The 24239-nt window shown below is 46.3% G+C and carries 23 protein-coding genes; 19 read left to right on the top strand and 4 right to left on the bottom strand.

Going from position 1 to position 24239, the window contains the following annotated elements:
• Nucleotides 1-9: 9 nt before the first annotated feature.
• The 3 genes from QR721_RS12530 to QR721_RS12520 all read left to right on the top strand — a co-directional run bounded on the left by QR721_RS12530 (nt 10) and on the right by QR721_RS12520 (nt 3591).
• A complete protein-coding gene (locus QR721_RS12530) occupies nt 10-1257 on the top strand; it encodes a TraB/GumN family protein (protein WP_348027484.1) in 1248 nt (415 codons plus the stop codon).
• A gap of 357 nt (nt 1258-1614) precedes the next feature.
• Entirely contained in the window at nt 1615-2757 is a 1143-nt protein-coding gene (locus QR721_RS12525; RefSeq protein ID WP_348027482.1) for a YecA family protein, read from the top strand.
• A gap of 111 nt (nt 2758-2868) precedes the next feature.
• Nucleotides 2869-3591, top strand: coding sequence for a 3-ketoacyl-ACP reductase (locus tag QR721_RS12520; RefSeq protein WP_348027480.1), 723 nt, complete (start codon nt 2869-2871; stop codon nt 3589-3591).
• A gap of 63 nt (nt 3592-3654) precedes the next feature.
• Here QR721_RS12520 and QR721_RS12515 read toward each other — a convergent pair whose 3' ends face one another.
• Both QR721_RS12515 and QR721_RS12510 read right to left on the bottom strand, forming a co-directional pair.
• Nucleotides 3655-4350: an ABC transporter ATP-binding protein gene (locus tag QR721_RS12515; protein ID WP_348027478.1), complete on the bottom strand. Its 696-nt coding sequence runs from the start codon at nt 4348-4350 to the stop codon at nt 3655-3657.
• A gap of 6 nt (nt 4351-4356) precedes the next feature.
• Nucleotides 4357-5424, bottom strand: coding sequence for an ABC transporter permease (locus tag QR721_RS12510; protein WP_348027476.1), 1068 nt, complete (start codon nt 5422-5424; stop codon nt 4357-4359).
• 148 nt (nt 5425-5572) lie between these two features.
• Between QR721_RS12510 and QR721_RS12505 the strand changes: the two genes are divergently transcribed.
• From QR721_RS12505 to QR721_RS12430, 16 genes are all read left to right on the top strand, one after another.
• Nucleotides 5573-5803 carry a DUF378 domain-containing protein gene (locus tag QR721_RS12505; protein ID WP_348027474.1) on the top strand — a complete coding sequence of 77 codons (231 nt, stop codon included), beginning with the start codon at nt 5573-5575 and terminating at the stop codon, nt 5801-5803.
• A 146-nt stretch (nt 5804-5949) separates the two neighbouring features.
• On the top strand, nt 5950-6534 hold the full coding sequence (locus QR721_RS12500; RefSeq protein ID WP_348027472.1) for a biotin transporter BioY: 585 nt from the start codon (nt 5950-5952) through the stop codon (nt 6532-6534).
• A gap of 18 nt (nt 6535-6552) precedes the next feature.
• Complete coding sequence (locus QR721_RS12495) at nt 6553-8004, top strand: AMP-binding protein (protein WP_348027470.1); 1452 nt, start codon at nt 6553-6555, stop codon at nt 8002-8004.
• The gene (locus tag QR721_RS12490; RefSeq protein WP_348027468.1) at nt 8001-9086 is read left to right on the top strand and encodes an acetyl-CoA C-acyltransferase; all 1086 of its coding nucleotides are present in this window, start codon (nt 8001-8003) and stop codon (nt 9084-9086) included. The genes QR721_RS12495 and QR721_RS12490 overlap by 4 nt, the downstream gene beginning before the upstream one ends.
• A gap of 14 nt (nt 9087-9100) precedes the next feature.
• Complete coding sequence (locus QR721_RS12485; RefSeq protein WP_348027466.1) at nt 9101-9439, top strand: hypothetical protein; 339 nt, start codon at nt 9101-9103, stop codon at nt 9437-9439.
• The gene (locus tag QR721_RS12480; RefSeq protein ID WP_348027464.1) at nt 9436-9774 is read left to right on the top strand and encodes a MaoC family dehydratase; all 339 of its coding nucleotides are present in this window, start codon (nt 9436-9438) and stop codon (nt 9772-9774) included. Before QR721_RS12485 ends, QR721_RS12480 begins: the two co-directional genes overlap by 4 nt.
• Nucleotides 9775-9948: 174 nt before the next feature.
• Nucleotides 9949-10650 (top strand): response regulator transcription factor, encoded by a 702-nt coding sequence (locus tag QR721_RS12475; protein ID WP_348027463.1) that lies wholly within the window; start codon nt 9949-9951, stop codon nt 10648-10650.
• Nucleotides 10650-11666: a sensor histidine kinase gene (locus QR721_RS12470; protein WP_348027461.1), complete on the top strand. Its 1017-nt coding sequence runs from the start codon at nt 10650-10652 to the stop codon at nt 11664-11666. The genes QR721_RS12475 and QR721_RS12470 overlap by 1 nt, the downstream gene beginning before the upstream one ends.
• Before the next feature lie 72 nt (nt 11667-11738).
• Nucleotides 11739-12503, top strand: coding sequence for an ABC transporter ATP-binding protein (locus QR721_RS12465; RefSeq protein ID WP_348027459.1), 765 nt, complete (start codon nt 11739-11741; stop codon nt 12501-12503).
• Nucleotides 12478-14370 carry an ABC transporter permease gene (locus QR721_RS12460; RefSeq protein WP_348027457.1) on the top strand — a complete coding sequence of 631 codons (1893 nt, stop codon included), beginning with the start codon at nt 12478-12480 and terminating at the stop codon, nt 14368-14370. The genes QR721_RS12465 and QR721_RS12460 overlap by 26 nt, the downstream gene beginning before the upstream one ends.
• A 321-nt stretch (nt 14371-14691) precedes the next feature.
• Nucleotides 14692-15834 (top strand): ABC transporter substrate-binding protein, encoded by a 1143-nt coding sequence (locus QR721_RS12455; protein ID WP_348027455.1) that lies wholly within the window; start codon nt 14692-14694, stop codon nt 15832-15834.
• Between the two features lie 81 nt (nt 15835-15915).
• Nucleotides 15916-16797 carry a branched-chain amino acid ABC transporter permease gene (locus QR721_RS12450; protein WP_348027453.1) on the top strand — a complete coding sequence of 294 codons (882 nt, stop codon included), beginning with the start codon at nt 15916-15918 and terminating at the stop codon, nt 16795-16797.
• Nucleotides 16798-16804: 7 nt separating this feature from the next.
• The gene (locus QR721_RS12445) at nt 16805-17776 is read left to right on the top strand and encodes a branched-chain amino acid ABC transporter permease (RefSeq protein ID WP_348027451.1); all 972 of its coding nucleotides are present in this window, start codon (nt 16805-16807) and stop codon (nt 17774-17776) included.
• Nucleotides 17777-17778: 2 nt separating this feature from the next.
• Entirely contained in the window at nt 17779-18552 is a 774-nt protein-coding gene (locus tag QR721_RS12440; protein WP_348027449.1) for an ABC transporter ATP-binding protein, read from the top strand.
• The gene (locus QR721_RS12435) at nt 18549-19256 is read left to right on the top strand and encodes an ABC transporter ATP-binding protein (protein WP_348027447.1); all 708 of its coding nucleotides are present in this window, start codon (nt 18549-18551) and stop codon (nt 19254-19256) included. The genes QR721_RS12440 and QR721_RS12435 overlap by 4 nt, the downstream gene beginning before the upstream one ends.
• Nucleotides 19257-19635: 379 nt before the next feature.
• A complete protein-coding gene (locus tag QR721_RS12430) occupies nt 19636-20781 on the top strand; it encodes an O-antigen ligase family protein (protein WP_348027445.1) in 1146 nt (381 codons plus the stop codon).
• Between the two features lie 130 nt (nt 20782-20911).
• Here the strand turns inward: QR721_RS12430 and QR721_RS12425 are convergent, their stop codons facing one another.
• On the bottom strand, nt 20912-21805 hold the full coding sequence (locus QR721_RS12425; RefSeq protein ID WP_348027443.1) for an accessory Sec system S-layer assembly protein: 894 nt from the start codon (nt 21803-21805) through the stop codon (nt 20912-20914).
• The gene (secA2, locus tag QR721_RS12420; RefSeq protein WP_348027441.1) at nt 21805-24195 is read right to left on the bottom strand and encodes an accessory Sec system translocase SecA2; all 2391 of its coding nucleotides are present in this window, start codon (nt 24193-24195) and stop codon (nt 21805-21807) included. The genes QR721_RS12425 and secA2 overlap by 1 nt, the downstream gene beginning before the upstream one ends.
• Nucleotides 24196-24239 lie beyond the last annotated feature (44 nt).

Genomic DNA, 24239 nt, shown 5'->3' with positions numbered 1-24239 from the left:
GGAGTACTTATGAGCGAAAACGAATTGAATGAAAACAAATTGTCCATTGAACCTGCTGAACCGGAAGAGATTCCTGCAGAGAACTCTATACCGGAAGAGCAGAATATTACACGTATCCATGTGAATGGCAAAGAGTGCATTCTGATTGGTACGGCGCATGTATCTCGCCATAGCGCAGAACAGGTAAAGGCAGTCATTGAGCGTGAGCGTCCGGACTCTGTCTGTGTCGAACTTGATGAAGGACGCTACCAGTCCATCACAGACGGCAAAAAGTGGAGCAATATGGATATTTTCTCTGTAATCAAGGAGAAAAAGGCGACTTTGCTGCTGATGAATCTTGCCATCTCGGCATTCCAGAAGCGGATGGCCGATCAATTTAACATCCAGCCGGGCCAAGAAATGATACAAGGTATTGAATCGGCGAAAGAAGTCGGTGCTGAGCTAGTCCTGGCTGACCGTGAAATCCAGACAACTTTCACGAGAATCTGGCATGGCATGGGTCTTAAAGGTAAAGCAGCGCTTATGACACAACTTGTTGGCGGTGTTTTCACCAATGAGAAGATTAGTGAAGAAGACTTGGAGAAAATGAAGCAGCAGGATATGATCGACTCGGTCCTTCAAGAAATATCAGGTGCATTTCCAGAATTGAAAACACATCTGATCGATGAGCGCGACCAATACCTCGCTCAGAAAATTAAAGATGCCCCTGGTGAGAAGGTCGTCGCAGTTCTCGGAGCAGCCCACGTACCAGGCATTCGACAGGAGATCCAGAAAGATCATGACCTGGATGCCCTTGTTGAGAAGCCACAGAAGTCCAAATGGCCGAAAGTTGTCGGGTGGATGATTCCGATTGCTGTCATTGCGATGATTATCTACACATTCATCTACAATCCGGATATTGGATATCAGCAAGCGTTGAGCTGGGCGCTTTGGCATGGAGGTTTGTCAGGTCTCGGAGCGGCACTGGCCTTTGGTCATCCGTTAGCTATTTTAACCGCCTTTGTGCTCGCCCCGTTCACTTCACTGAACCCAATGATTGCCGCTGGGTGGTTTGCCGGGTTTGCCCAAGCATATGTTAAGAAACCGACTGTAGGGGACTTCGAATCATTAGCGAGTGATGTCACTACGTTCAAGGGATTTTGGAACAACAAAGTGACCCGTGTCCTGCTCGTAATCGTACTTGCAAATATTGGCTCAAGTCTTGGAACATTCATCGGGGGCCTCGATGTTGTGCGATTGTTCTTCCAGCATCTCTAGAGTGTTAAGCCCCAATTTTCTTTTGTTGAGTTCGCATTTTAAATTGTGCTGACACTGAAATAGGCGGTTTGCGTCCTCTGGATGTTTTTGTCAAACCCTATACGTCACGTTTGAATTGTTATATAATATAAGTTAACGAAATGCAGAAGAGGCGGTAATTCTCCGTCTTTTTGGAAATTTGGACAAAATGCGCATGGTTCTGCTATCGGCTATAACGCCGGAGTCGGAATCATGTCAGTTTTTGTCTGAAGAAGTTTGTTTTGGATGCTAGGAAAACCGCTCTTTCTATCGAACTATTATAGAGCAGTAGCGGTCAGCTGCCACTTTGCATGTTTGGCAGCCGGAAGGAGACAAATGATGGAGAAAGCCAGAATTGGACGGAATGACCCGTGCCCATGCGGCAGTGGGAAAAAATACAAGAAATGCTGTGGCAAAAATATTGCATCCATTGACCTGATTCTCGAGACAGAACTGGAACAGGTGCAACGCGACCTCATGCGCTGGACAATGTCTGGCCATAAGCGCGAAATCGATGCATATCTTGCGCCGTACTATGACAGGCTCGCGCTCAATCACCAGACGAAACAGATGTACCAATATTTTGCAGCTACGTGGTATATTAACGCGGTTCTACGCGAAGATGGCACGACGCTGCTTCAGAAATATATCGATACACGCAAAAAAGCCCTGTCTGATCGTGTTAAGAATCACTTGAACAAATGGCAGCAGGCAGTTCCATCTGTTTTCCGAGTTACTGGTTGGGATGGAGTCTATGTATTTGCTGAAGACTTGTTCACAAATGAAGTGAAACGTGTCAAGGCTGCTGCTGAGGGATTGATTCAGCGCGAAAAGGGAATTGCAATCGGTACCATTTTGCCAGCAGGGAACAGTTATGTTTTCCTTGCTACTTTCTTCCATATTCCAGAAGCCTCTGGGGAAACAGCAACGATTGAAAATGAGGTTCGGAATCTGTTCACCAACAGTAATGCGGAGAATACACGTGATTGGATGGCCGGTTCATTCCTTGATGTGATTGAACGCTTCATGTTCGAGAGCAATGATGAGGTTCTCAATGCAAATGAGGCTGACAAAGCAGTTGAGCAGAAGAAAGAAGAAGAGACGGTTAAGAGCGACCTTGCAGAATTGGGAGAAGTTCAGCAGGAGAGTGGCCTTGCGCCTGATCATGAGAAAGTAGCCCAGATATTCCATGCCTATGCACTTGGCTATGACTTGCCGGACTATGCACAGGAGTTTGGTAATGAGCTGTGGAAAACGTATTGCGAACGTACAAATCCGACGCTTCGCAAGCCGGAAGTCGCTGTAGCTGCACTTGTCTATCTTGTTGAGACAATTCGCGGTGGCCGAATGACTCAGGCTGAACTTGCTCGACTGTATGAAGTTTCTGCGACAAGCATTTCTTCACGATACAAGGCAATGTGCAAGGAACTTGCTGATGAAATCGAAGAAATGAGCCGCAAAGTACCAGAAAATATTAAGTAATATTAGAAAAGCCCGGAGCGCAGAAGCTCCGGGCTTTTTCCTGGATTGCTGTCTGTTGGAAGTGTATGATTTGGGATATAGACAGGAATTCACGAAAAGGAGTCGATTGATTTGGCACAGTCCATCAATGGTAAAATCGCTTTTGTTACAGGAGCCGGAAAAGGGATCGGACGCGAGACTGCGCTCCATCTGGCACGTGAAGGTGTGAAAGTTGGCTTGATTGCGCGTACAGCTGAAGATCTTGAAATAAATGTTCGTGAAATCGAGGAAGCGGGCGGCACAGCAGCCTATGCGACTGCAGATGTTTCCAATCTGGAGGAAGTGGAAGCAGCCGTATCCGAGCTGACAGAAAAATTAGGAACAGCAGATATTCTTATCAACAATGCAGGAATTGCGAAGTTCGGCGGCTTTATGGATCTTGATCCAGAAGAGTGGAAGCGAATCATCGAAGTGAATTTAATCGGGGCTTATAATGTGACACGTGCCGTTCTTCCACAGCTCATTGAGAAGAAAGCCGGGGACATTATTAACATTTCCTCCACAGCTGGGGAAAAAGGCGGTCCTGTCATGAGTGCGTATAGTGCGTCCAAATTTGGTTTGCTCGGTTTAACAGAATCACTCGCCATGGAAGTGCGCAAACATAACATCCGAGTTACTGCTCTGACACCGAGCACTGTTGCAACAGACCTTGCTTTCAAGGAAAACCTTACAGACGGCAACCCAGAAAAAGTTCTCCAGCCTGAAGATCTTGCAGAATTCATCGTTGATCAGCTCAAGTTGCATCCGCGTGTCTTCATCAAGTCAGCCGGACTTTGGTCTACAAATCCGTCTTAATCAAGAAAACAGCCCATGGCATAATGCCGTGGGCTGTTTTTATGAAGAATGATAGATTCAAGTTTATCCTTCTCCACGTATACTTTCCTTATCAACTTCTTTCAAAACACCGTCTGTAATGTTGTACACTTTGTCACAATAGCCGATTAATCTCGTGTCATGAGTAACGACAATCGTTGTTTTGTTATTCTCCTTCGTTACGCGTTTAAACAGATCCATAACTTCGAAGGCTCTGTCGGAGTCAAGTGAGGCAGTCGGTTCATCTGCGAGCAGGATTGACGGGTTTGCGTAAAACGCTTTTGCAATAGCTACACGTTGGCGCTGACCGCCGGACAAGTCACCCGGAAGTTTATGAAGAAAGTCGTTAATCCCAAGAGCCTCATAAAGCCGCTCTAATTCTTCACCTTGCAAATTGTCCTTCTTTACCTTGTCGAGCAGCTGCATTTGTTGTTTGACAGTAAGGAAGGGGACGAGATTGCTCGCCTGCAGGACAAATCCGATTTCTTGAAGACGGATTTTGGATAACTTTTTCTCACCGAGCTGGCGGATTTTTGTTCCGTTTATAAGTACTTCCCCTGATGTAGGCTCCTGCAGTCCGCCGGCAACAGTGAGGAATGTACTTTTTCCAGAACCGGATGGCCCGATTACCGCAATCAGGTCACCGGCCTCTGCCTGGAAATCCGTTTTTTTCAATGCTTCAACTTTTGTATTGCCAGTGCCGAATACTTTATTTGCTTCATGCATTTCAAGTACAGCCATAACGAATTAACCTCCTATCGCCTTGAGTGGATTGATTCGGACAATCGTCAGCACAGAGAAGACAGCGCCGAGTAGACTGACAGCGAACAGCACAGTTCCATATAGGAGCATATCAAGATAGTTGAATGCTACTGGCACTGCTGGCGGCAGGAATAGTCCAGTCAGCACAGTGAGCCCGAATCCGATTAATATACCGGTAAGTGCAAGAATTGCTGTTTGGACAACGACGGAGCGGGCAAGGAAACTACTGGAAAGCCCTTCTGCCTTGAGTACGCCGAAGATGCTCACCTTCTGGATTGTCAGTACATACAGGAAAATAGCGACGATGAACGCCGAAATGGCAAACAGGAAGTAAATCATGAAATTAAGTGTCAGGTTCTGCTCTTTGTAACCAGGCAGATTTTGAATGAAACTCTGATTTGAAATCACTTCAAGCTGTTTCGGAGCAGTCACTTTATCGAGTGTTTTTGTTCTTACAACATACCCGTTAATCCGATCCTTGTTCTGTTTCCAACCTCCGGAAAATCTCACTTTTTGATATGTGGTGAGACTGCCATATAGGACTGGAGCAGCATTGAATTTGGCATTGTCGGTGAAACCAGTAATCTTCAATGTTTCATCTGTAGATGACAGTTTTAGAGTGTCACCGAGTTTAAAGCCATCATCTCTCAAGGAGTCGGCAGCAATTACTTCCCCATCAGCCGCAAAAGCTTTCCCCTCGGTTACTTTCGGCATAATGAATTCATCCGGGTCAATGCCGAATAGGGCAACCCCTTTTGAATCTTCTCCAGATGTGGCAATTGTGTTCAATGCACCGAGCTGGGCATATTTCACACCGTTTTTCTTGGTCACCTCATCATTCTTGAAGCTGGATTGCTGGAGGTTCATATCCGATTCTTTCGTCAGAATAATTCCATCACCATCCCATTTGTCAACGGCGGCACGGTTCATTGTTTTTAAGCCGTTGGCGAGACCGGATAGGAAGAATACGAGATAGGCGACGAGCAGGAGCACGCCGATTACAAGAGCGAAGCGCAGCTTATTCTGTTTAATTTCGTTCCAGGCAAGAAACATCCTTTCACCCTTTCGCTTATCAGTTGATAGGTTTTACAAAATCACTATACCCTATTCCACAGATATTTGAAAGTTTCGAGAATCAAATGCTTAGGCGGGTTACGCTTCGGGTATATAAAACCAAGTCGATAGAAAAGGAGGAATCGTAATGAAAGCCTTGAATGGAATCGCACTGTTGCTCGTTATCGTTGGCGGCTTGAATTGGCTCCTCGTCGGACTATTTAACTGGAATCTCGTACATGCAATCTTTGGGGGCGTGCCTGTTCTCGAGAATATCATTTATGTAATTGTCGGTATTGCTGCCCTTTATGCAATCAGCTTCTTCGCTATCGTCTCTTCAGGACACCGAAGAAACCGCCATACACACACAACTGTATAACTTTTAATCTGAAAAACTTCCTCCTGAATTGCGGGCGGAAGTTTTTTGTGTACATATAAATAAAATGGTTGACAATCAGTCATTGTGATTTTATGATAAATAACGTCAACCAGTTATTATATTGTTTAACAATGGAGGGATGTACAATGAAAGTTAAAGATTTGACATACATAGCGTTGCTTGCGGCTGTAGTCGCAGCGTTTGGTCTCATGCCGCCGATACCACTCGGATTCACACCGGTTCCAATTACATTGCAGACACTTGGTGTTTTGCTTGCTGGGGGATTGCTTGGAGCGAAGCGCGGAGGACTCAGTCTATTGCTCTTTTTGGCACTCGTTGCCGCTGGTCTGCCATTGCTTTCAGGAGGAAGAGGCGGGTTCAGCGTGTTCGTTGGACCAAGCGCAGGGTTCCTCATTTCATGGCCAATCACCGCATTTGTTCTCGGTTACATCTTCTCTAAGTTTAAGAGCTTGAAGATTACAAATGTGTTAGCAGTTAATTTGACAGTAGGTATCTTCCTAATTTATTTGATCGGTGTTCCTGTTCAGGCGGCAATCATGAATATTGGTGTTGGAGAAGCGGCTGTAGCAAGTCTTGCATTCATCCCTGGTGATGCTGTCAAAGCAGTTATAGCTTCAATTATCGTCTACCGATTGCGCAATCACAGCTATTTTGCGAAAATGGTTGCAGAGGACAAGAAAGAAAAGAAAAATATCCCGCAAGCTTCATAAAAAAGGGAGGCATTTTGCATGGTGGGGATTACAGATTCATATCGAACACATGCCGATACGCTGCCGGACAAGCTGGCAATCCGTTGCGGGGAAGAGGCAGTGAACTATGGTGATTGGCATGAGCGTATTGAAAGAACGGCGAACTGGTTACATTCATTAGAGGCTTCGCGAAAAGTGATCGCCTTTCTCATACCGAATGGCATCCCTTTTCTCCAGCTGTTCGCAGGAGCGGCACATGCTGGCTGGACAGCCTTGCCGCTCGACAGTAAATGGACAAAACAGGAGATCGCAGTGCGGTTAGAAGTAGCTCGTCCGTCGATCGTCATTGGACCCGACGAAATGTTCGCTGAGCGTTTGAATCCTATTACCTTGCCGGAATGTCTTGAAAAAATTAGCCATATGCCCACTGGGTGTATGGCTCATTTGTATTCTCAGTCTGGGCCATTTTATATGGGATTTACGTCAGGGACAACCGGATTGCCAAAAGCATTTGTCCGATCTCAAAGGTCGTGGGTAGATAGTTTTCAGTGTAGTGAAAAAGACTTTGGTGTATTAGGAACGGAAACAATCCTTGTTCCAGGATCTCTTATTTCATCCCATTTTCTATATGGAGCGATTCATGCACTTCACGCTGGTGCAACGGTCATCCTTTTGGAGAAATTCAATGCTTTAAGTGTAAGAGAACTGCTGGAATCAGGATCCATCCATACGGTCTATGTTGTGCCTACGATGGTGGAAGCATTGATCCGTGAAGGTATAAGTGATTTGCCATGCGCTGTTAAAGCGATTTCCTCAGGAGCGAAATGGCAGGAAAGTGTTAAAGCAAAACTCGTTCAACTGGGATTCCAGCCATTTGAGTTATATGGAGCGAGTGAACTTAGTTTTGTCACGGTAATGGCAGAGGGAGAAACGTCTGGCCATCCTGCATGTGTAGGCAAGGCTTGCATTGGTGTGGGAATTGAAATCCGAGATAATGATGGAACCGAAGTGCAAGCTGGTGAAACAGGGAAAATTTTTGTTCGAAGCGGCTTACTATTTGACGGCTATTTGGGTGAAAATCATAATTTAGAGGATATTCGTGATGAGCGTGGATTTATTACTGTAGATGATATGGGCTGGCTTGATGACCGTGGATATCTTCATGTCGCCGGAAGAGAGAAAAACATGATTCTCTACGGAGGCCTCAATATATTCCCGGAAGAGATCGAGAGGGTGCTGGGGAGTTGTCCACATGTGGATGAAGTAGCAGTCATCGGTCGCAAGGATGCCTATTGGGGAGAAATTGCTGTAGCTGTAGTTAGAGGCAAGACGACGAAGCTGGAACTGCAACGCTGGTGCAAAAGCCAGGGACTTGCAGCGTACAAAGTGCCGCGCCAATTTTATTTCATAGAAGAAATGCCTTATACAACAAGTGGGAAAGTTGCGCGAGCGGAACTTCGTGACCGATTTGGAAAGGAGAGAAGTGAATGAGAGAGGCGGTCATTGTCCGAGCAGGTCGGACTGCAATTGGGAAAGTGAACGGCATTCATCGTGAGAAGGAAGCTTATGAACTTGCAGCTTCTGTTATCGGTCCACTTGCTTCAGGAATAGAAGAAAAAATTGATGATGTGCTGCTCGGCAATGTTGTCGGACCGGGTGGAAATGTTGCGCGGGTAGCGGCGCTGGAGGCGGGTCTTCCAGTCCATGTACCCGGCCTGACACTTGACCGCCAATGCAGTGCAGGGTTGGAAGCTGTCCGGCTCGCTTCTCTCATGGTACAAGCAGGTGCTGGGAATTGCTTTATCGCTGGTGGTGTCGAGAGTGCAAGCACTTCGCCTTTTCCGAAACGAGCCCGCTTTGCACCAGACCGGTTTGGCGACCCGGACATGGTTCCGGCAGCAGAGAATGTGGCGAAAGAATATGGTATTGCGCGAGCGGAACAGGACGCATTTGCTCGAGAAAGCCATGAACGGAGCAGAGCAGCTTTTGCTGAAGGAACTTTCTCACGTGAAATCGTCGATGGGCAGGTCGATGAAGCATTGGCAAAAGAGCGCAACATCGCTCGCATTATTTCTCGAGCTCGTCCGCTTGTTGATGTGCAAGGAGCGACTGTGACTGCGGCGAACAGCTGTCAGATCAATGATGGAGCCGCTGCTGTCGTTGTCATGGAAGGCCAAAGTGCCCGTGAATACGGTTTGAAGCCTGTGCTTCGTTTTACAGATAGTTTCGTAATTGGTGCTGACTCTAATTTACCTGGAGCCGCTCCAATCCCAGCAATCCGGGAGTTGCTTCAACGGAACGGACTGAGTGTGGCTGATATAGGCCGATTTGAAATTAATGAAGCATTCGCATCAAAAATATGTGCAATCGCAGGGACGCTTGGCATCCCGTCAGAACGCATCAATCCGTATGGCGGAGCGCTTGCAATCGGACATCCTTATGGAGCATCAGGGGCGGTGCTCGTCACTCGGCTTTTCCACACTGCTGATCAGCACGGATCAAAATATGCCGTCGCAGCGATTGGAAGTGGTGGTGGAATCGGGCTGGCGGTTCTGTTCGAGGTGCTAAGATGAGGGTGGAGCAAATCGTGCGTTTTTCAAAAGAGGAAACTAGCGTTTACAGACAGCTTGTCGGACTGCTGGACAGCTCTGAAGTTGTTCCTGGAATGATGGCAAATCTCTCATATAAACAAATTAAGCTCAGCTGGCGTTATGAGCCACCAGTCGTGTTGAGGAAGCTTGAGAATGAATGGATCTTGCCGGTTTTCTCTGAGCTGGACTATATGGCGAAACTAGAAGTTGTCAATGTGAAAGAACGACGAGGTCAGACGTTTCTAGAGGAGCATTTGGAGATTTATAATGTAGAAACGGGAGACCTTTGCTTCAGAAGTTGTGCCAAACTCGTAACAGGCGGGGTGGTTCGGTGAAATATAATTTTGTTATAAGTGAGACAGATACATATTCATATGCCGAACTTTCCGGGGATTGGAATCCGATTCATTTTGATTCAGATGCAGCGAAGCAGGCTGGCTTCGAGCGTCCTTGTGCTCATGGCATGCTTGTCGCTTCGAGAGGATTGGCGATTTTGCAAGAGGCTGGTTTGCTGCAAGAAGCAGATTTGTCTAAAACCGATTTCACCTTCCACGCACCTGTCCTAGTTGGTGATGAAGTCTATATGGAAGCAGAGCGGAATAGCGATGGATACAAGCTGACGTTTTATTCAGAGCGTATCCTCGTCATAAAAGGAAACGTTACAATCTGATATAATAAGCAACAAAACAAAGATCCGGATGTCGCTGCATTCGGATTTTTTTCTTAGCCTGAATGCGGAATTCTCCGGAGAATTGATAGAATCAAAAGTTAGAATTCGAACCGAAAGTGACTGAATAAAACAGAAAAGCAGTAGAATTCCCACTCCAAAGGAGGCAATCACTATATGCAGAAAATCCTAATCATTGAAGATGACCCGAAAATCGCTGCACATCTCAAATCTTTCATTGAAAAATACGGATACATTGCAAACATCATCGAAGATTTTGACCACGTAATGGATGAGTTCAGTGCGTTCAATCCTGATCTTGTACTTCTTGATATCAATTTGCCGAAGTTCGACGGCTACTACTGGTGCCGACAGATCCGCCGGAATTCGATTTGTCCGGTGCTTTTCATCTCGGCGCGAACTGGTGAGATGGATCAAGTGATGGCACTTGAAAATGGTGGTGATGATTTTATTACGAAGCCGTTTCATCCGGACATCGTCATGGCGAAAGTACGCAGCCAGTTGCGCCGTGCATACGGAGAATATGCAAACAAGCGTGAGGAGCGGATTCTGGAGATGCATGGGCTCAAGTTATTTCCGGAACGTTACGAGCTTAGTTTCGGAAATGAGCAAGTGCGCCTGACTAAGAAGGAATCTGATATTATCGAAACGCTTATGGATCGGTATCCGCGCATCGCGGGGAGAGAAGACCTGCTTGAAAAACTTTGGGATGAGCAAACGTTCGTTGATGAAAACACACTTAATGTGAACATCACCCGCGTGCGGAAAAAAATGCAGGAACTCGGGATTGAGCAAGCGATTGAAACTGTCCGAGGGGCAGGATACCGGCTTAATGTGACATGGGAGGAGGCTCCTTGATGAAGTTGTTTCTTCGTGAACATTTTCTGCTTATTTGTGTCCAGTTCATTCAGGCTGGGGTAATTTTTCTCGTGCTATGGTTGGGCGGTTTCAGAAACATTTCAGCCCTTGCCTATGCGATATTCTTGCAAATTTTCTTCCTAATCGCCTATCTTACATATCATTATCTCGGCCGGCGCCATTATTATGCGAAACTGGAGGAAGGGATCACGAAGCTGGAAGAGTCTCTGGAAAAGACGGATCGCTCCCCGGCAGCAATGCATCTCGACTCTATGCTGAAGCAGCAATATCAGCTCTATGCGAAGAAAATTCGCGAGGCGGAAGAACGGCAAGAGGAGCATCTGGAATTTATCGACCGCTGGGTGCATCAGATGAAGACGCCACTCTCGGTCATTGAGTTGACGGCGCAGAATGTAGATGAACCGGATTCTTCCAATATTCGCGAGGAAACGGAGCGGATCAAGAGCGGCCTCAACACAGTCCTTTACATGGCGCGGTTGCGCAATATTGAGCATGATTTTCGTATTCGACCAGTCGAGCTCGCAAAGGTCGTGAAGGAAGTAAATGCCGAAAATAAACGTTTCTATATTCGTAATTCTGTCTATCCAAGACTCGACGAAAAGCAGGCAGACATTACAGTTGAATCTGATGAAAAGTGGATATTTTTCATCTTGGAGCAGCTTATTCAGAATGCGGTTAAATACTCTGCCGGCAAAAGCAGTCATATCGATATCCGTATTTATAAACGTGGCAGTTCTGCGGTTCTGGAAGTTCTTGATGAAGGCATCGGGATACCCGCAGAGGATAGACGGCGCATCTTTCACAAATTCCATACGGGTACAAATGGACGCAAATACCGTGAGTCAACCGGCATGGGCCTTTATCTTGTGAAGGAAGTGTGCAAGCGACTCGGGCATAAGGTCGAAATGGATTCTGAAGTCGGAGAAGGATCGTCATTCCGCATCGTGTTTAGTCCGACGCAAACCTTACACCAATGTAAGGTAAGTGAAAGATAGTTCGATGGCAGATACTGGTCAGCGCGCGTTAGACTGTAAACAGAAAGATTGATTGAAAGGGGAGTTTTAAAAATGCTTGATGTTCGAAAAGCAGGCAAAGTATATGAAGGGAAAGTTGCCTACCGCGCGCTGACGGATATTGATTTGCAAGTTGAGGAAGGGGAATTTGTCGCCATCATGGGGCCATCCGGGAGCGGGAAGACGACATTGCTCAACATGATTGCAACAATCGATGAGCCGACAACTGGAGAAATCAAAATCGCAGGCCAGGATCCGCATCGCCTGAAGAAAAATGATCTCGCAAAATTCCGTCGCAGGGAACTCGGATTTGTTTTCCAGGATTTTAACCTGCTTCATACTTTGACAGTTGAGGAAAACATGGTGCTGCCACTCACTTTGGATGGCAGAAGTGTTAGAGAGATGAAGGAAAAGTCACGAGCCATTGCAGAAAAACTAGGTATTACAGCGATTCTTGACAAGAGAACGTATGAAATTTCGGGAGGTCAGGCACAGCGAGCAGCGATTGCCCGGGCAATAATCCATGAGCCGAAATTGCTGCTTGCAGATGAGCCAACAGGGAACCTTGACTCCAAAGCTTCAAAGGATGTCATGGAACTGCTGACGACGATTAATCGAGAAGACAAGACGACGATGCTACTCGTTACACATGAGGCTCAAGCTGCAAGCTATGCGGATCGCGTTGTATTTATCCGTGACGGTAAGCTGTATTCCGAGATTTACAACGGAGAGAGTCAGAAAGCGTTCTTCCAGCAGATCATCGATACGCTTTCCTTGTTGGGAGGGAACGACAATGACTTTTCGTCAGTTCGCGATTAACAACGTCCTCCGTAACAAACGTCTCTACGCCGCCTATTTTCTAAGCAGTCTGTTTACGGTTATGGTGTTTTTCACATTTGCTATATTCGCCTTTCATCCGTCGTTCCAGAGCGCTGACTTTAACAAGGATGCTTTGGTCGGTCTGGGCATTGCCGGCGGCATCATCTACGTATTCTCGTTCTTCTTCGTACTCTACTCCATGAGCGCCTTCCTGCAGTCGCGCAAAAAGGAATTCGGCCTACTCATGATGCAGGGAACGAGCACAGGACAGATCCGTCTCATGATATTTATGGAAAATATGCTGATCGGTCTTCTGGCGACGATAAGTGGGATTTTACTCGGACTTATTTTTGCCAAATTGATTCTCATGATAGCAGAGAATGTGCTAATTATTGACGCCACGCTCAACTTCTACTGGCCTTGGATGGCAGCAATTGTCACATTCGCTTCATTTATTGTTCTGTTCCTGTTCATTTCATTCTTCGTTTCTTTCATTTTGCGAACTCGCAAGTTGATTGACCTAATCAAGAGTGACCGCAAATCAAAAGGTGAACCGAAGGCAAGTGCATTTCTCGCTATTTTAGCGGCAATCCTGCTCATTGCAGGATACGGAATTGCGCTTTATGTCCGAGGCGTGCAAGTCGTCATGGCACTTCTGCCAGTCGTCATTCTTGTTACACTCGGCACGTACTTGCTGTTCACGCAACTTAGCGTTTTCATCATCCGTCGTATGAAGCGAAAGGAAAGTATTTTCTGGAACAAGACAAATATGATCCTGTTCTCCGATTTGTCATTCCGGATGAAAGATAACGCCCGTTCCTTCTTCATGGTCGCTATCATTTCGACTGTAGCCTTCAGTGCAATTGGCGCGCTGTTCGGCACCTATTCCTATTTGACTAAGGGTGTACGTGAGGCGAATCCGTTCACGTATCAGTTTTTCAACTTTGATGAGAAGTCTGATTTTGAACAGGATATTCGATATGCGAGCCGGGTGATGCAAAAGGACGGTATAGAGGCTGATGGAACAATGTTACGGGACAACACGTATCCTCTAAAAGGGGATGACGAAGGTGTACTCGTCGTAAAGGCATCGGACTACAACAAAGCTGCCCGTCTCATCGGTGAGAAACCGCTTGAGATTGGTAAGAATGAAGTCATTGTCGGTAAGCAGAGTGCTGCCAACATGATGAAAGACACACGCACCTCCGAGCTGATGGAAAAAGGTTTAAAACTTCAAGGTGGAAAAGTGCTGAAGCCGACCTACAGCATCAGACCAGAAGCTTTGCAGCATTTTGACTCCTTCTTTATCGCTGGCAATGAGGTTTACAGCAAACTTCCGAAGCCAGTAAATGAAAGTAAGTTCTTCATCTGGCAGGCGAAAAAAGGGAGCGATCCCGAACAAGTGCGCAAAACAGGACAAAAACTGTCCGAGCACTTCCAGCCTGGATCATTCCAATCAATCGACGCGATCATCTATATGATTGAAGTCGCCTATGGGCCGGCACTTTTCATCGGCTTGTTCATCGGAATTGTCTTCTTTGTATCAGCAGGAAGCTTCCTTTATTTCCGACTGTTCACAGATCTGAGCGAAGACAAAGCGAAGTTCAGCGCAATTTCGAAGATTGGCTTGACCACTTCCGAAATGAAGCGTGTCGCCAATCGCCAAACAGCCTTGCTCTTCTTTGCACCGATGGTTGTCGCTCTTATACACGGAGCCGTCGCACTCACTGCACTCTCGCATATGTTCGACTACAATCTAGTAAAGGAATCCGTCGCCGTACTTGCGAGCTTCCTCGTAATCCAAGTCGTATACTACTTGTTCGTGCGATACTTCTATGTGAAGCAGATTAGAGAAGCGATAGAATAGCAGTTTTTCGAGACCCCGGACGCCTGCCTGCGTCTGGGGTTTTTGGTGTTTGGAAGTGAGGCGAGCTAGGGGGCGCCAGATTAGTGTAAAGGAGAAAGGAGGCCTATTCGGCGCTCCAGCCAATAGAAAGCTCGCCGACATTAGTAGAATACTTGTCCAATCCGATCACCCCAAGCTCCGCAAATACAATTCCTCTCCGCAATAAAGAATTCTGACAAATTAGTAAACTAGTATTGCCAATAGAACAGAAGTCCGGTAAAATGAATAAATCATCTAAAAATTTAGTCATAATCGTATGACCAAAGAAACAGGGGGAGCCACATGGGTAAATTCTCAAAAGCACTATTTATGCTTATCGCCATTACAGCTCTTGTGTTCACCGCAGCTTGTGGCGGCGGTTCTTCGGACTCCAAGTCCGGCGGCAAGGGCAAAGAAGTAAAGGTCGGCGTTATTTCTTGGCTGAACGGCTCAGGCGCCAGCTATGGGGAAGCAATTACAAATGGTTTGAAACTCGCTAACAAAGAGATCAACGATAAAGGCGACGTAAAAATCAAGCTAATTACAGAAGATTCAGCAGGTAAAAAAGACCAGGCTAAATCTGCTGCTGAAAAGCTAATCAACTCTGAAAATGTTTCAGCAATCATTGGTCCAACACTAAGTACTGAAATGCAAGTTGTCGGTCCGACTGCAGACAGCAGTGGTATTCCGATTATCGGTACATCTACAACTGCAAAAGGAATTCCACAAATCGGGGATTATGTTTTCCGTAACTCAATTCCTGAGGAGCAGGCAATCCCAGCCTCAATTAAAGCAGCAAAAGAAAAATATAAAGCGAAAAAAGTCGCAATCCTTTACGGAAACGACGATGTTTTCACAAAGTCCGGCTATGATGTTATGAAAGACGAAGCTAAGAAGCAAGGTCTTCAAGTTACAACTACTGAGAAGTTCCAGCAAGGACAAGCTGATTACAAAGCACAGCTTACAAAAATCAAGAGCACGAAGCCTGACATGATCCTTTGCTCTGCGCTATACAATGAAGGTGCAGTAATCATGGATCAGGCGCGCAAGATGGGCATTGACGTTCCATTCGTAGGCGGTAACGGCTTTAACTCACCACAAGTTATCGATATCGCAGGCGATGCGGCTAACGGCTTGATCGTAGCAACACCATGGTTCGCAGGTAAAGACGACCAAAAAGTAAAAGATTTCGTTAAAAAATATAAAGATAAATACGGCAAAGATCCGGACCAGTTCGCAGCTCAAGCGTATGACGCATTGTATGTACTTGCTGCAGCAATTGAGCGCGCAGGCAGTGATGATCCGGACGCAATCCGCGATGAATTGGCCAAAACAAAAGACTTCAAAGGTATTCTTGGCACGATGTCATTCGACAAAGAGGGCGACATCGTAATGAAGCCAACTGTCCTCATCATCAAGGACGGCAAATTCCAGGAATTCAAATAAGATTGACTTTATGAAGATAGAGGGAGCGGATACCGCTCTCTCTAGGCTTTTTTATTAGAAAAAACAATAGAGGTGAAACCCATGGTCTGGGAACAGCTAATCAACGGCATCACGCTCGGCAGTATTTACGCTGTCGTCGCGCTCGGCTACACGCTCGTCTTCGGGGTCCTCGGCATCATTAATATGGCGCACGGATCCATTTTCATGTTCGGTGCTTTCATGGGTGTCGTTGCAACGAGCACATTCGGTCTACCACTGCCCGTCGCATTTCTTGTCGCAGTCGTTGTATCAGGAGCCCTTGGTTTCCTGCTCGAACTGCTCGCATTGCGCCCGCTCCGCGGCAAAAAAGGTGTATCGCATCTTGCACCACTAATCAGTACAATCGGGGTTTCCATTTTCCTTGAAAATTTGGCACATCAATTGTTCGGAGCAGGCAATAAGCCTTTCCGCACATCTTTCTCAGAAGTAAGCTTCCAGGTTGGGAGCATTACAATATATGCAGTGCAAATCGTCATTTTTATAATTGCAGTACTACTTATGATTGGACTTTCTTTCTGGCTTTCAAAAACAAAGGCAGGACGTGCTCTACGTGCCAGTGCAGAAGATTTGGATGCTGCCAGCCTGCTTGGAGTTAACACGAAGAAAATGATTACAATGACAGTTATCATTGCTTCTGTAATGGGTGGAATCGCCGGTATTCTAGTCGGTATGGCATTCAACTCGGTTACACCGCAGATGGGACTCTCCATGGGGCTAAAAGGACTCGCAATCATTATCCTTGGCGGTATGGGCAATGTCCGCGGCGCTATGGCCGGCGGTCTCATTCTCGGCCTTTCAGAAACACTCGTCGTTATGTTCGGCGAATCGGGCTACCGTGATGCGATTGCATTTATGGCAATTATCGTTATCCTGCTCGTCCGCCCGCAAGGCATCTTTGGCTCATCAACGGAAGCAAGGCGGTGATTGAAAAATGTTACAGGAACTCGTTAATCCATATTATTTACAAGTACTGACATTCATTCTGATCAACATTATTCTCGGTCTCGGCATGTACGTGACACTGTCAACAGGCCAGCTCTCACTCGGTCACGCTGGTTTCATGGCAATCGGAGCCTATGCATCCGGTATTCTAACGTATACGTATGAAATGCCGCTTCTCGTCGGTATTATTGCGGGTACTTTGCTTGCAGGGATCTTCGGTCTCATTATCGGAATTCCAACTTTGCGTCTGCAAGGGGTTTACCTCGCAATCGCAACACTGGGATTCGGTGAGGTAATGCGTGTCATTTTCGTCAACTGGGATAGTGTGACGATGGGGGCAGTCGGTCTTTCCGGCATCCCAAATTTGGGTCGCGAATTGACAGATTCATTGCGTAACATGGGTATTGAAGCTTCGCAGTTCGGCTTGCGCTCAAACGCACTCGGCAGTTTGCTCGTTTTCCTGCTTCTACTCGTTATCGCAATCGTCATCTTCATCTTCTTCAGAAGACAAAACCATTCACGTGTCGGCCGTGCATTCGCGGCAATCAAGATGGATGAACGTGCTGCTGAAGCAATGGGGATCAACATTACGTATTACAAAGTGCTCGCTTTTGTACAGGGGGCGATGGCTGCCGGCTTTGCGGGTGCCATATACGCGCACGTGACAGGTTATATCAGCCCGTCTGACTTTGATTATCATCGTGCAATCGACATTCTTATCTATGCCGTATTCGGTGGAAGTGAAGTTGTATGGGGGCCAGTATTCGGTGCAACATTCCTCACAGCCGTTCCAGAATTCCTGCGAGGCATTGCAGAATACCGTTACATGATTTACGGAATCCTGCTCGTCGTCATGATGGCATTCCGTCCACAGGGAATTATCGACCATCGCGTGCTTTATCGATTTAAGCGCAATCGACAGGACAAAAAAGCTGCCAAAAGCAAGAAGGAGGCGAGCTGAACATGACAGTACTTGAAGTGAAAAATATAGCCAAGCAATTTGGCGGAATCACAGCATTAACGGATGTTAATTTCTCAGTCGCCGAGGGTGAAGTATTCGGACTGATCGGTCCGAACGGTGCTGGGAAGACGACGATGTTCAACATCATTACATCGATGTTCCCGCCGACAGCTGGGGAAATCACATTCCTTGGGGAAAAGCTGAACGGGCTGAAGCCTTTTGAAATTACGAAAAAGGGGATATGCCGGACGTTCCAGAACATCCGTCTTTTCCCGGATATGACAGTGCTGGAGAACGTCACAGTTGGAAGTCACTCGCGCACTGGCTCCGGTGTCTGGTCAAGCTTTTTCCGTACGAAGAAACAGAAGCAGGAGGAAGCCGCTACTCGTGATCGTGCACGCAGTTTGTTGGAACTTGTGGGGCTTTCTGAGCAAGCAGACGAATTCGCTGATAATTTGTCTTACGGACAGCAGCGCCGCCTGGAAATTGCCCGCGCACTTGCTAGTGATCCGAAGCTGCTCCTGCTCGACGAACCCGCAGCCGGGATGAACGAAAAGGAGACGAATGACCTTTTTGATCTCATTCAGAAAATCAAGGCGAGAGGGATTACCGTCGTCCTGATCGAGCACGATATGCCGCTCGTCATGCGTATTTGCGACCGTCTTGCTGTCCTTAACTTCGGACGCGAGATTGCACTCGGCACACCGGAAGAAATTCGCGCCAACCCGGAAGTTATCGAAGCCTACCTCGGCAAGGAAGAGGAGGATGAAAAATGACCATTTTCAAAGCGGATAAATTGAACACTTACTACGGCAATATACAGGCTCTTCGTGATGTGAGCATCGAAGTACCAGAGGGAAGCATTGTGACAATCCTCGGAGCAAACGGAGCAGGCAAAACGACTACGATGAAATCCATTGTCGGCCTGTTGCGTCCGCGTTCCGGTCGTGTCGAATTCCTCGGCGAAGATGTCACTGGCAAAAAGCCGGATCAGATGCTGCGCCGCGGCCTTTCCCTAGTACCAGAGGGCCGTGCAATTTTGTCCGGCATGACGGTTGAGGAAAACCTTGAAATGGGCGCTTACGTCCGGAAGGATAAAGAAGTCCAAGCAGACATCGAGCGTGTCATGGACCGCTTCCCAATCCTGCGTGAGCGCAAGGACCAACTCGGCGGCACTATGTCCGGTGGCCAGCAGCAAATGCTCGCGATTGCCCGCGCCCTCATGTCAAAGCCGAAGCTGCTCTTACTCGATGAACCGTCCATGGGCCTCGCACCACTTATCGTCCAGGACATCTTCCGCATCATTAAGGAAATCAACGAAGAAGGCACAACTGTTTTACTCGTTGAACAGAACGCACGCCAAGCACTGAAAATCGCTGACTACGCGTATGTACTGGAAACAGGCCGTGTTGTAAAACATGGTCCGGCTTCGGAACTTATGAACGACCCGAGTATTCAGGAAGCTTATTTGGGGCATTGATCTTGGTGAAACTTCCGCACAGCTGATGTGCGGAAGTTTTTTGTCTCCAATTGAAAATTTGTGAAGAAACAGCTCACAATTAGCTGCATTTTCCATAAGGGCGAATAGCGCGGATAAGATCGAAGAATGACAGGTGGACTCCAATCGACATGTCCAAATTACCAATTTCATGATAATATTTAAACTGTGTAAAAAATCAATCAACAAAGTTTGGACTGATTAAATGCAACGTTCTGTTTCGGTGAAATCTCTTATATTTTTCTCGATAATTTTAATTTTATTATTTTTGAATACGTTTTTCCGTATGCCAAATGATTTGCCGCGTGACTTGGGGAATAGCTTTATCACCGTCACTCTTTTGCTTATGTTTCTCCATTTAGTGAAAACATTAATCAGTGACGCTTCGGAAACAGTCTCGCTGAAACCAATCTATATACCGATTGTGCTATTGTTAGTAGTAGAGATTTTTGGATATTTTCGCTATGGTCATGAGTATCAAGGCGGGTTTTACCTGCTTCAAGTTCTTTTGCTATGGCTTTTCATTCTTGGAGGGGCAAGTTGGAAATTCCGGGTTCGTCATGTCAGATTTGCCGGATTGATAAATGGAGTCGTGTTAGTTCTGTTTTTGGTGAAATGGGCATATGACGGTTTCAATCTTGTATCTTATAAAGGATTTTATGCGCTAGAGAACTATTATGCAGTTCTGCTGTACTGCATGTTCTTCTTCTCGGTACTTGCCTTGGTTTATAGTCGAAAATTTGCAAGAATCCTATACATTCTGCTGGCATTTGGAAATCTTGCTCTTATATACGCCACAAGTGCTCGTTCAGTAATGATTGGTATCTTTATAACTGCTTGCGCGGCCTTGTTCTTGAAGTTGTTCAGAAGTAAGTTTCGTTATCTGTTCTACTTAATACTTCTTGGGAACATGGCGTTTATAGGTATTTACATATGGCTCAAGACAACATCAATTGGCAATGTTCTAAACGATTTAAGTCGCTCTATCTTTAACAAAAACTTATTTTCCGGACGTATAGAAATTTGGGAGCAGATCTTCCGTGAAATCATGGCTAAACCACTACTTGGCCATGGTGTTGGGGCAGATGCGCGCATGTTCACCGAGCAACGTCTTACAGCGCACAACTTCTATTTGCAAGTATTGCTGGAAAATGGCATTGTTGGGCTCGTTATCATGCTGCTAGTTTTGTTCGGCATTTGGAAATTGCTCAATCGCAATCTTGAGAGTTTTGCTGCACGCTGGTCTGCATGCTTCATGCTTGGCTTGCTCGTTTATGAAAATCTAGAACTTACAATGACTCAAAACAATTTTTCTATTGCGATGTTCCAGTGGCTCATCATTACATTCGGTATCCAATTCATCAGTAAACAACCAGATACCGAAAAAGAAAAAATTGAAATGACTCAAGTTGGACAAGAGGAAGCCGTCCGCGCTCAGCTGGAAAATGCCTTTGATATGAGAGAAACACGTATTTCCCGAAAACAACGTAATACGCGTAAAAAATAACCGCTATTAAGAGGGCGGTTATTTTTTGTTTCTATGCTGGAATATCTTCAAGAATTCGAATATGAAATAGTAGAAAAGTAAAAAAAGCCTCCGCACACACCATATGTGTGCAGAAGCCTTAAACTCACTATTACTGCAATGCATACAAATTCCAACGGCTTAAATCTGGATCTTTCTTCGATACCATGCTCTCTGGGAAGATGAAGGACCACGGTTTGCTTGTGTTTGCTTTCACTGTGAAATCTTCCAGCTTGAACACACCGCGTGCAACTTCTTCGTCTGTCGCATCCTTTAATCCCATCGGCAGCTGTTCAATGTTCACATTTTTATCTGTGCCATTACGGATCAAGAACGTCACAACGAGGTCGCCGCTATCCTTTACTTGCGCTTCAAGCCCCATGAAGTTCAGTTCACCTGGCTTCAGTTTCGGCGCATCGGCAACTATTTTCTCAAGTGCTTCACGCGTATCCTCAGCGATTGACTCTTCCCAAGTCTTATCCAAATCGAGCGAGTGCTCAGCCTTCAGCTCAAAAGCAAGCATCCAGTCATCACTTGGCAACTTCGCACCTGGCTCCAAATCTTCAGCATCGAAAGAGAACTTCCAAGGTACTGCTTTGAACGCAGAGATATCGCCAAGCACGCTCAAATCGAACTTCTTGCGTGCAATAACTTCTTTATCCGGACCGAGCAATAAAATTGTCGGATCTTCAAACTTGATCGGCTGTGAAACGGAGTTTCTCACCAACGCTGTGATCACCGCACCACCATCACCTTGCTCAAGCAATTCCATGCTATAGATGGAAATTTGGTTTTTCTTCAATTTCGGTGCCTGTGAATTATGGAATGCGTAGACATAACGCTCTTCCTCCGTCACATCCCACCCAGACGGAATGTAGACTTCAGTTTCGAATTCATCCGATGCTTCACGTGCCTCCGCTTCTTGTTGTGCGAGTACGTCCGCCGCGTCGACAGTTTTGCCTTGCTGTTTCTCTTTATTTTTCTTTAATCGTCGTTTAAATCCCATTATTCTTCCGCCCCTTCATCATTCATTTCATTATAGTCGTTCGTTGTACGGATCATATAGCTGTTGACGCGTATTGCCATTTCATACTGGATATCCTGGAAAAGCTGTTGGAAAAGCTCGTACCCTTCCTTGGAGAAGAGGGTGACTGGATCTTCCTGCTGGTACTGGCGCAGACCCATGCCTTCCTTCAACTGTTGCATCGTATCAAGATGATCCTGCCAGAAACTATCAATAACAAACAGTGAAATACCACGTGCTGTATGCTGGTAATCTTCATTTTCGGCGAACCCAGCAAGCTCCTCGCGATGCTTCTCGGCAATTGGTTCAACGTACTGGAGAATCAGATCCCGATCAGGAATCTCTCCAACTGCCTTTTCGAGTTCTACATCTGGAAGCAAGACACTGTTCAGCTCAACTTCCAGCTGCTCGATATCCCAATCAAGAGGATCAGCCTCATCAGGGCAAAATGCCTCGATAATCTCTTCTGGAAGTTTCTCCGTCTGCTTGCCAATGAATCCGATCACGTCTTCTTCAAGCAGAATTTTATCTCGAAGCTTGTACATAACGTCGCGCTGGTTGTTCAGTACATCTTCCAGCTTCAAATTGTACTCGCGCATCTGGTAGTTGACACCTTCACAGATTGTCTGAGCAGAATCGACAAGCTTGTATACGGCCTTTGAGCGAACCAAACCATCTGCATCTGGTTTCAGTTTCGGTAACAAACGCTCTAGTTCCTCTGTTGCGAAGCGTTCAAACAGATAGTCCTCAAGCGAGATAATGAATTGAGTCGAACCCGGGTCTCCTTGACGTGCAGAGCGACCCTTTAGCTGGTCATCAATTCGTTTAGATTCATTCCGTTCCGTACCGATTACGTGCAGACCTCCAAGCTCTGCCACACCTTCACCGAGAATAATATCCGTACCGCGGCCAGCCATATTCGTCGCAATTGTAATCATTCCATGTTGACCAGCGACAGAAATAAGGCGCGCTTCAAGCTCTGTGTTTTTTGCATTCAAAAGCTGGAATTGGATGCCTTGATTTTCCATGCGCTTCGCAATTTCTTCAGACTCGATAATGGAAGACGTACCAATTAAGACAGGTTGGCCTTTTTCACGACGAGCCTGTGCTTCTTTGGTTATTGCCGCATACTTCTCTTCCTTCGTCATATACACTTTATCCGGATGGTCTATACGCAAGTTCGTCTTGTTCGTCGGAATGTTAATAACGTCCATGCCGTACACTTTACGTATCTCTTCCTCATCTGTTTTCGCTGTACCGGTCATACCGGAAAGGTGAGGGTACAGTCGGTAGTAGTTCTGGATTGTAATCGAAGCGTGCGTCTTATTTTCGTCCGTATTTTTCAAGCCTTCTTTTGACTCGATCGCCTGGTGCAGACCATCGCTCAAAGAACGGCCTTCCATAACCCGGCCCGTATTAATGTCGACGAGCTTGATCTCACCTTCATCGACAATATAGTCGATATCGCGCTGGAAGAGTACCTTCGCGCGCAGTGCCTGCAATAGGCAGTGCAGCAGCTGGCTATGCTCCAGATCAAACAAATTATCGACACCGAATGTCTTTTCACATTTATCAATACCGGAATCATTGAAATGCACGACCTTCATCTCGCGGTCAAATGTGTAATCGACTTCATTCTTAAGGTTCTTCACGACCATTGAAGCGACTTTGTAAAGACGATTGCTGCCGACATCCTTAGACGCGATGATGAGTGGTGTTTTCGCTTCATCAATGAGTACACTGTCCGCCTCATCCAGCATCGCAAAGTGGAAAGGACGCTGAACCTTCTCTTCAAAGCTGTTCACCATATTGTCGCGCAATAGGTCAAAGCCGAATTCTGTACCAACACCATATGTAATGTCGCAATTGTACGCTGCCTTCTTAGCGGCAGTGTCCATCTCCGGCACGTTCAAGCCAACTGTTAACCCGAGGAACTCATGCACTGGAGCCATCAGTTCACGGTCACGGGTCGCTAGATAGTCGTTAACTGTAATGACGTGACAGCCTTTTCCTTCAAGTGCAACGAGGTAGGCTGGAAGAGTAGCGACGAGCGTTTTCCCTTCACCTGTACGCATTTCCGCAATGTTTCCTTTGAGGAGTACCAGACCCCCAATGATCTGCACGTCAAAATGACGCAGGCCAAGCACTCGTCGGGAAGCTTCGCGTACTGTCGCAAAGGCTTCAGGTGCCAGGTCGTGGATCGTTTCGCCGTTTTTAAGGCGTTCTTTGAATTCATCTGTTTTTGCTCTCAGCTCTTCATCTGATAGACTCATAAATTGAGGTTCAATCTCATTAACTTTTTCAGCTATTTTTATAAACGGTTTCAATTCCCGCAGATTCTTTGGTGTTTTGCCAAATTTGATGCTTTTCATGCACAAATCTCCTCAAAAAAGCTTGTTTCTGTCATTATATCACG

Origin of the sequence: Aciduricibacillus chroicocephali (assembly GCF_030762805.1) — a bacterium.
Lineage (GTDB): Bacteria > Bacillota > Bacilli > Bacillales > Amphibacillaceae > Aciduricibacillus > Aciduricibacillus chroicocephali.
The sequence above is the reverse complement of the archived record's forward strand: the minus strand, read 5'-3'. Positions and strand labels throughout refer to the sequence as shown.

Coding starts and splice junctions, on each gene's coding strand:
- secA2 (WP_348027441.1), bottom strand. CDS start 24,195: ATGAAAAGCATCAAATTTGGCAAAACACCAAAGAATCTGCGGGAATTG.
- QR721_RS12500 (WP_348027472.1), top strand. CDS start 5,950: ATGAAAGTTAAAGATTTGACATACATAGCGTTGCTTGCGGCTGTAGTC.
- QR721_RS12505 (WP_348027474.1), top strand. CDS start 5,573: ATGAAAGCCTTGAATGGAATCGCACTGTTGCTCGTTATCGTTGGCGGC.
- QR721_RS12470 (WP_348027461.1), top strand. CDS start 10,650: ATGAAGTTGTTTCTTCGTGAACATTTTCTGCTTATTTGTGTCCAGTTC.
- QR721_RS12435 (WP_348027447.1), top strand. CDS start 18,549: ATGACCATTTTCAAAGCGGATAAATTGAACACTTACTACGGCAATATA.
- QR721_RS12490 (WP_348027468.1), top strand. CDS start 8,001: ATGAGAGAGGCGGTCATTGTCCGAGCAGGTCGGACTGCAATTGGGAAA.
- QR721_RS12460 (WP_348027457.1), top strand. CDS start 12,478: ATGACTTTTCGTCAGTTCGCGATTAACAACGTCCTCCGTAACAAACGT.
- QR721_RS12475 (WP_348027463.1), top strand. CDS start 9,949: ATGCAGAAAATCCTAATCATTGAAGATGACCCGAAAATCGCTGCACAT.
- QR721_RS12510 (WP_348027476.1), bottom strand. CDS start 5,424: ATGTTTCTTGCCTGGAACGAAATTAAACAGAATAAGCTGCGCTTCGCT.
- QR721_RS12455 (WP_348027455.1), top strand. CDS start 14,692: ATGGGTAAATTCTCAAAAGCACTATTTATGCTTATCGCCATTACAGCT.
- QR721_RS12445 (WP_348027451.1), top strand. CDS start 16,805: ATGTTACAGGAACTCGTTAATCCATATTATTTACAAGTACTGACATTC.
- QR721_RS12515 (WP_348027478.1), bottom strand. CDS start 4,350: ATGGCTGTACTTGAAATGCATGAAGCAAATAAAGTATTCGGCACTGGC.
- QR721_RS12495 (WP_348027470.1), top strand. CDS start 6,553: ATGGTGGGGATTACAGATTCATATCGAACACATGCCGATACGCTGCCG.
- QR721_RS12440 (WP_348027449.1), top strand. CDS start 17,779: ATGACAGTACTTGAAGTGAAAAATATAGCCAAGCAATTTGGCGGAATC.
- QR721_RS12525 (WP_348027482.1), top strand. CDS start 1,615: ATGGAGAAAGCCAGAATTGGACGGAATGACCCGTGCCCATGCGGCAGT.
- QR721_RS12425 (WP_348027443.1), bottom strand. CDS start 21,805: ATGGGATTTAAACGACGATTAAAGAAAAATAAAGAGAAACAGCAAGGC.
- QR721_RS12530 (WP_348027484.1), top strand. CDS start 10: ATGAGCGAAAACGAATTGAATGAAAACAAATTGTCCATTGAACCTGCT.
- QR721_RS12465 (WP_348027459.1), top strand. CDS start 11,739: ATGCTTGATGTTCGAAAAGCAGGCAAAGTATATGAAGGGAAAGTTGCC.
- QR721_RS12450 (WP_348027453.1), top strand. CDS start 15,916: ATGGTCTGGGAACAGCTAATCAACGGCATCACGCTCGGCAGTATTTAC.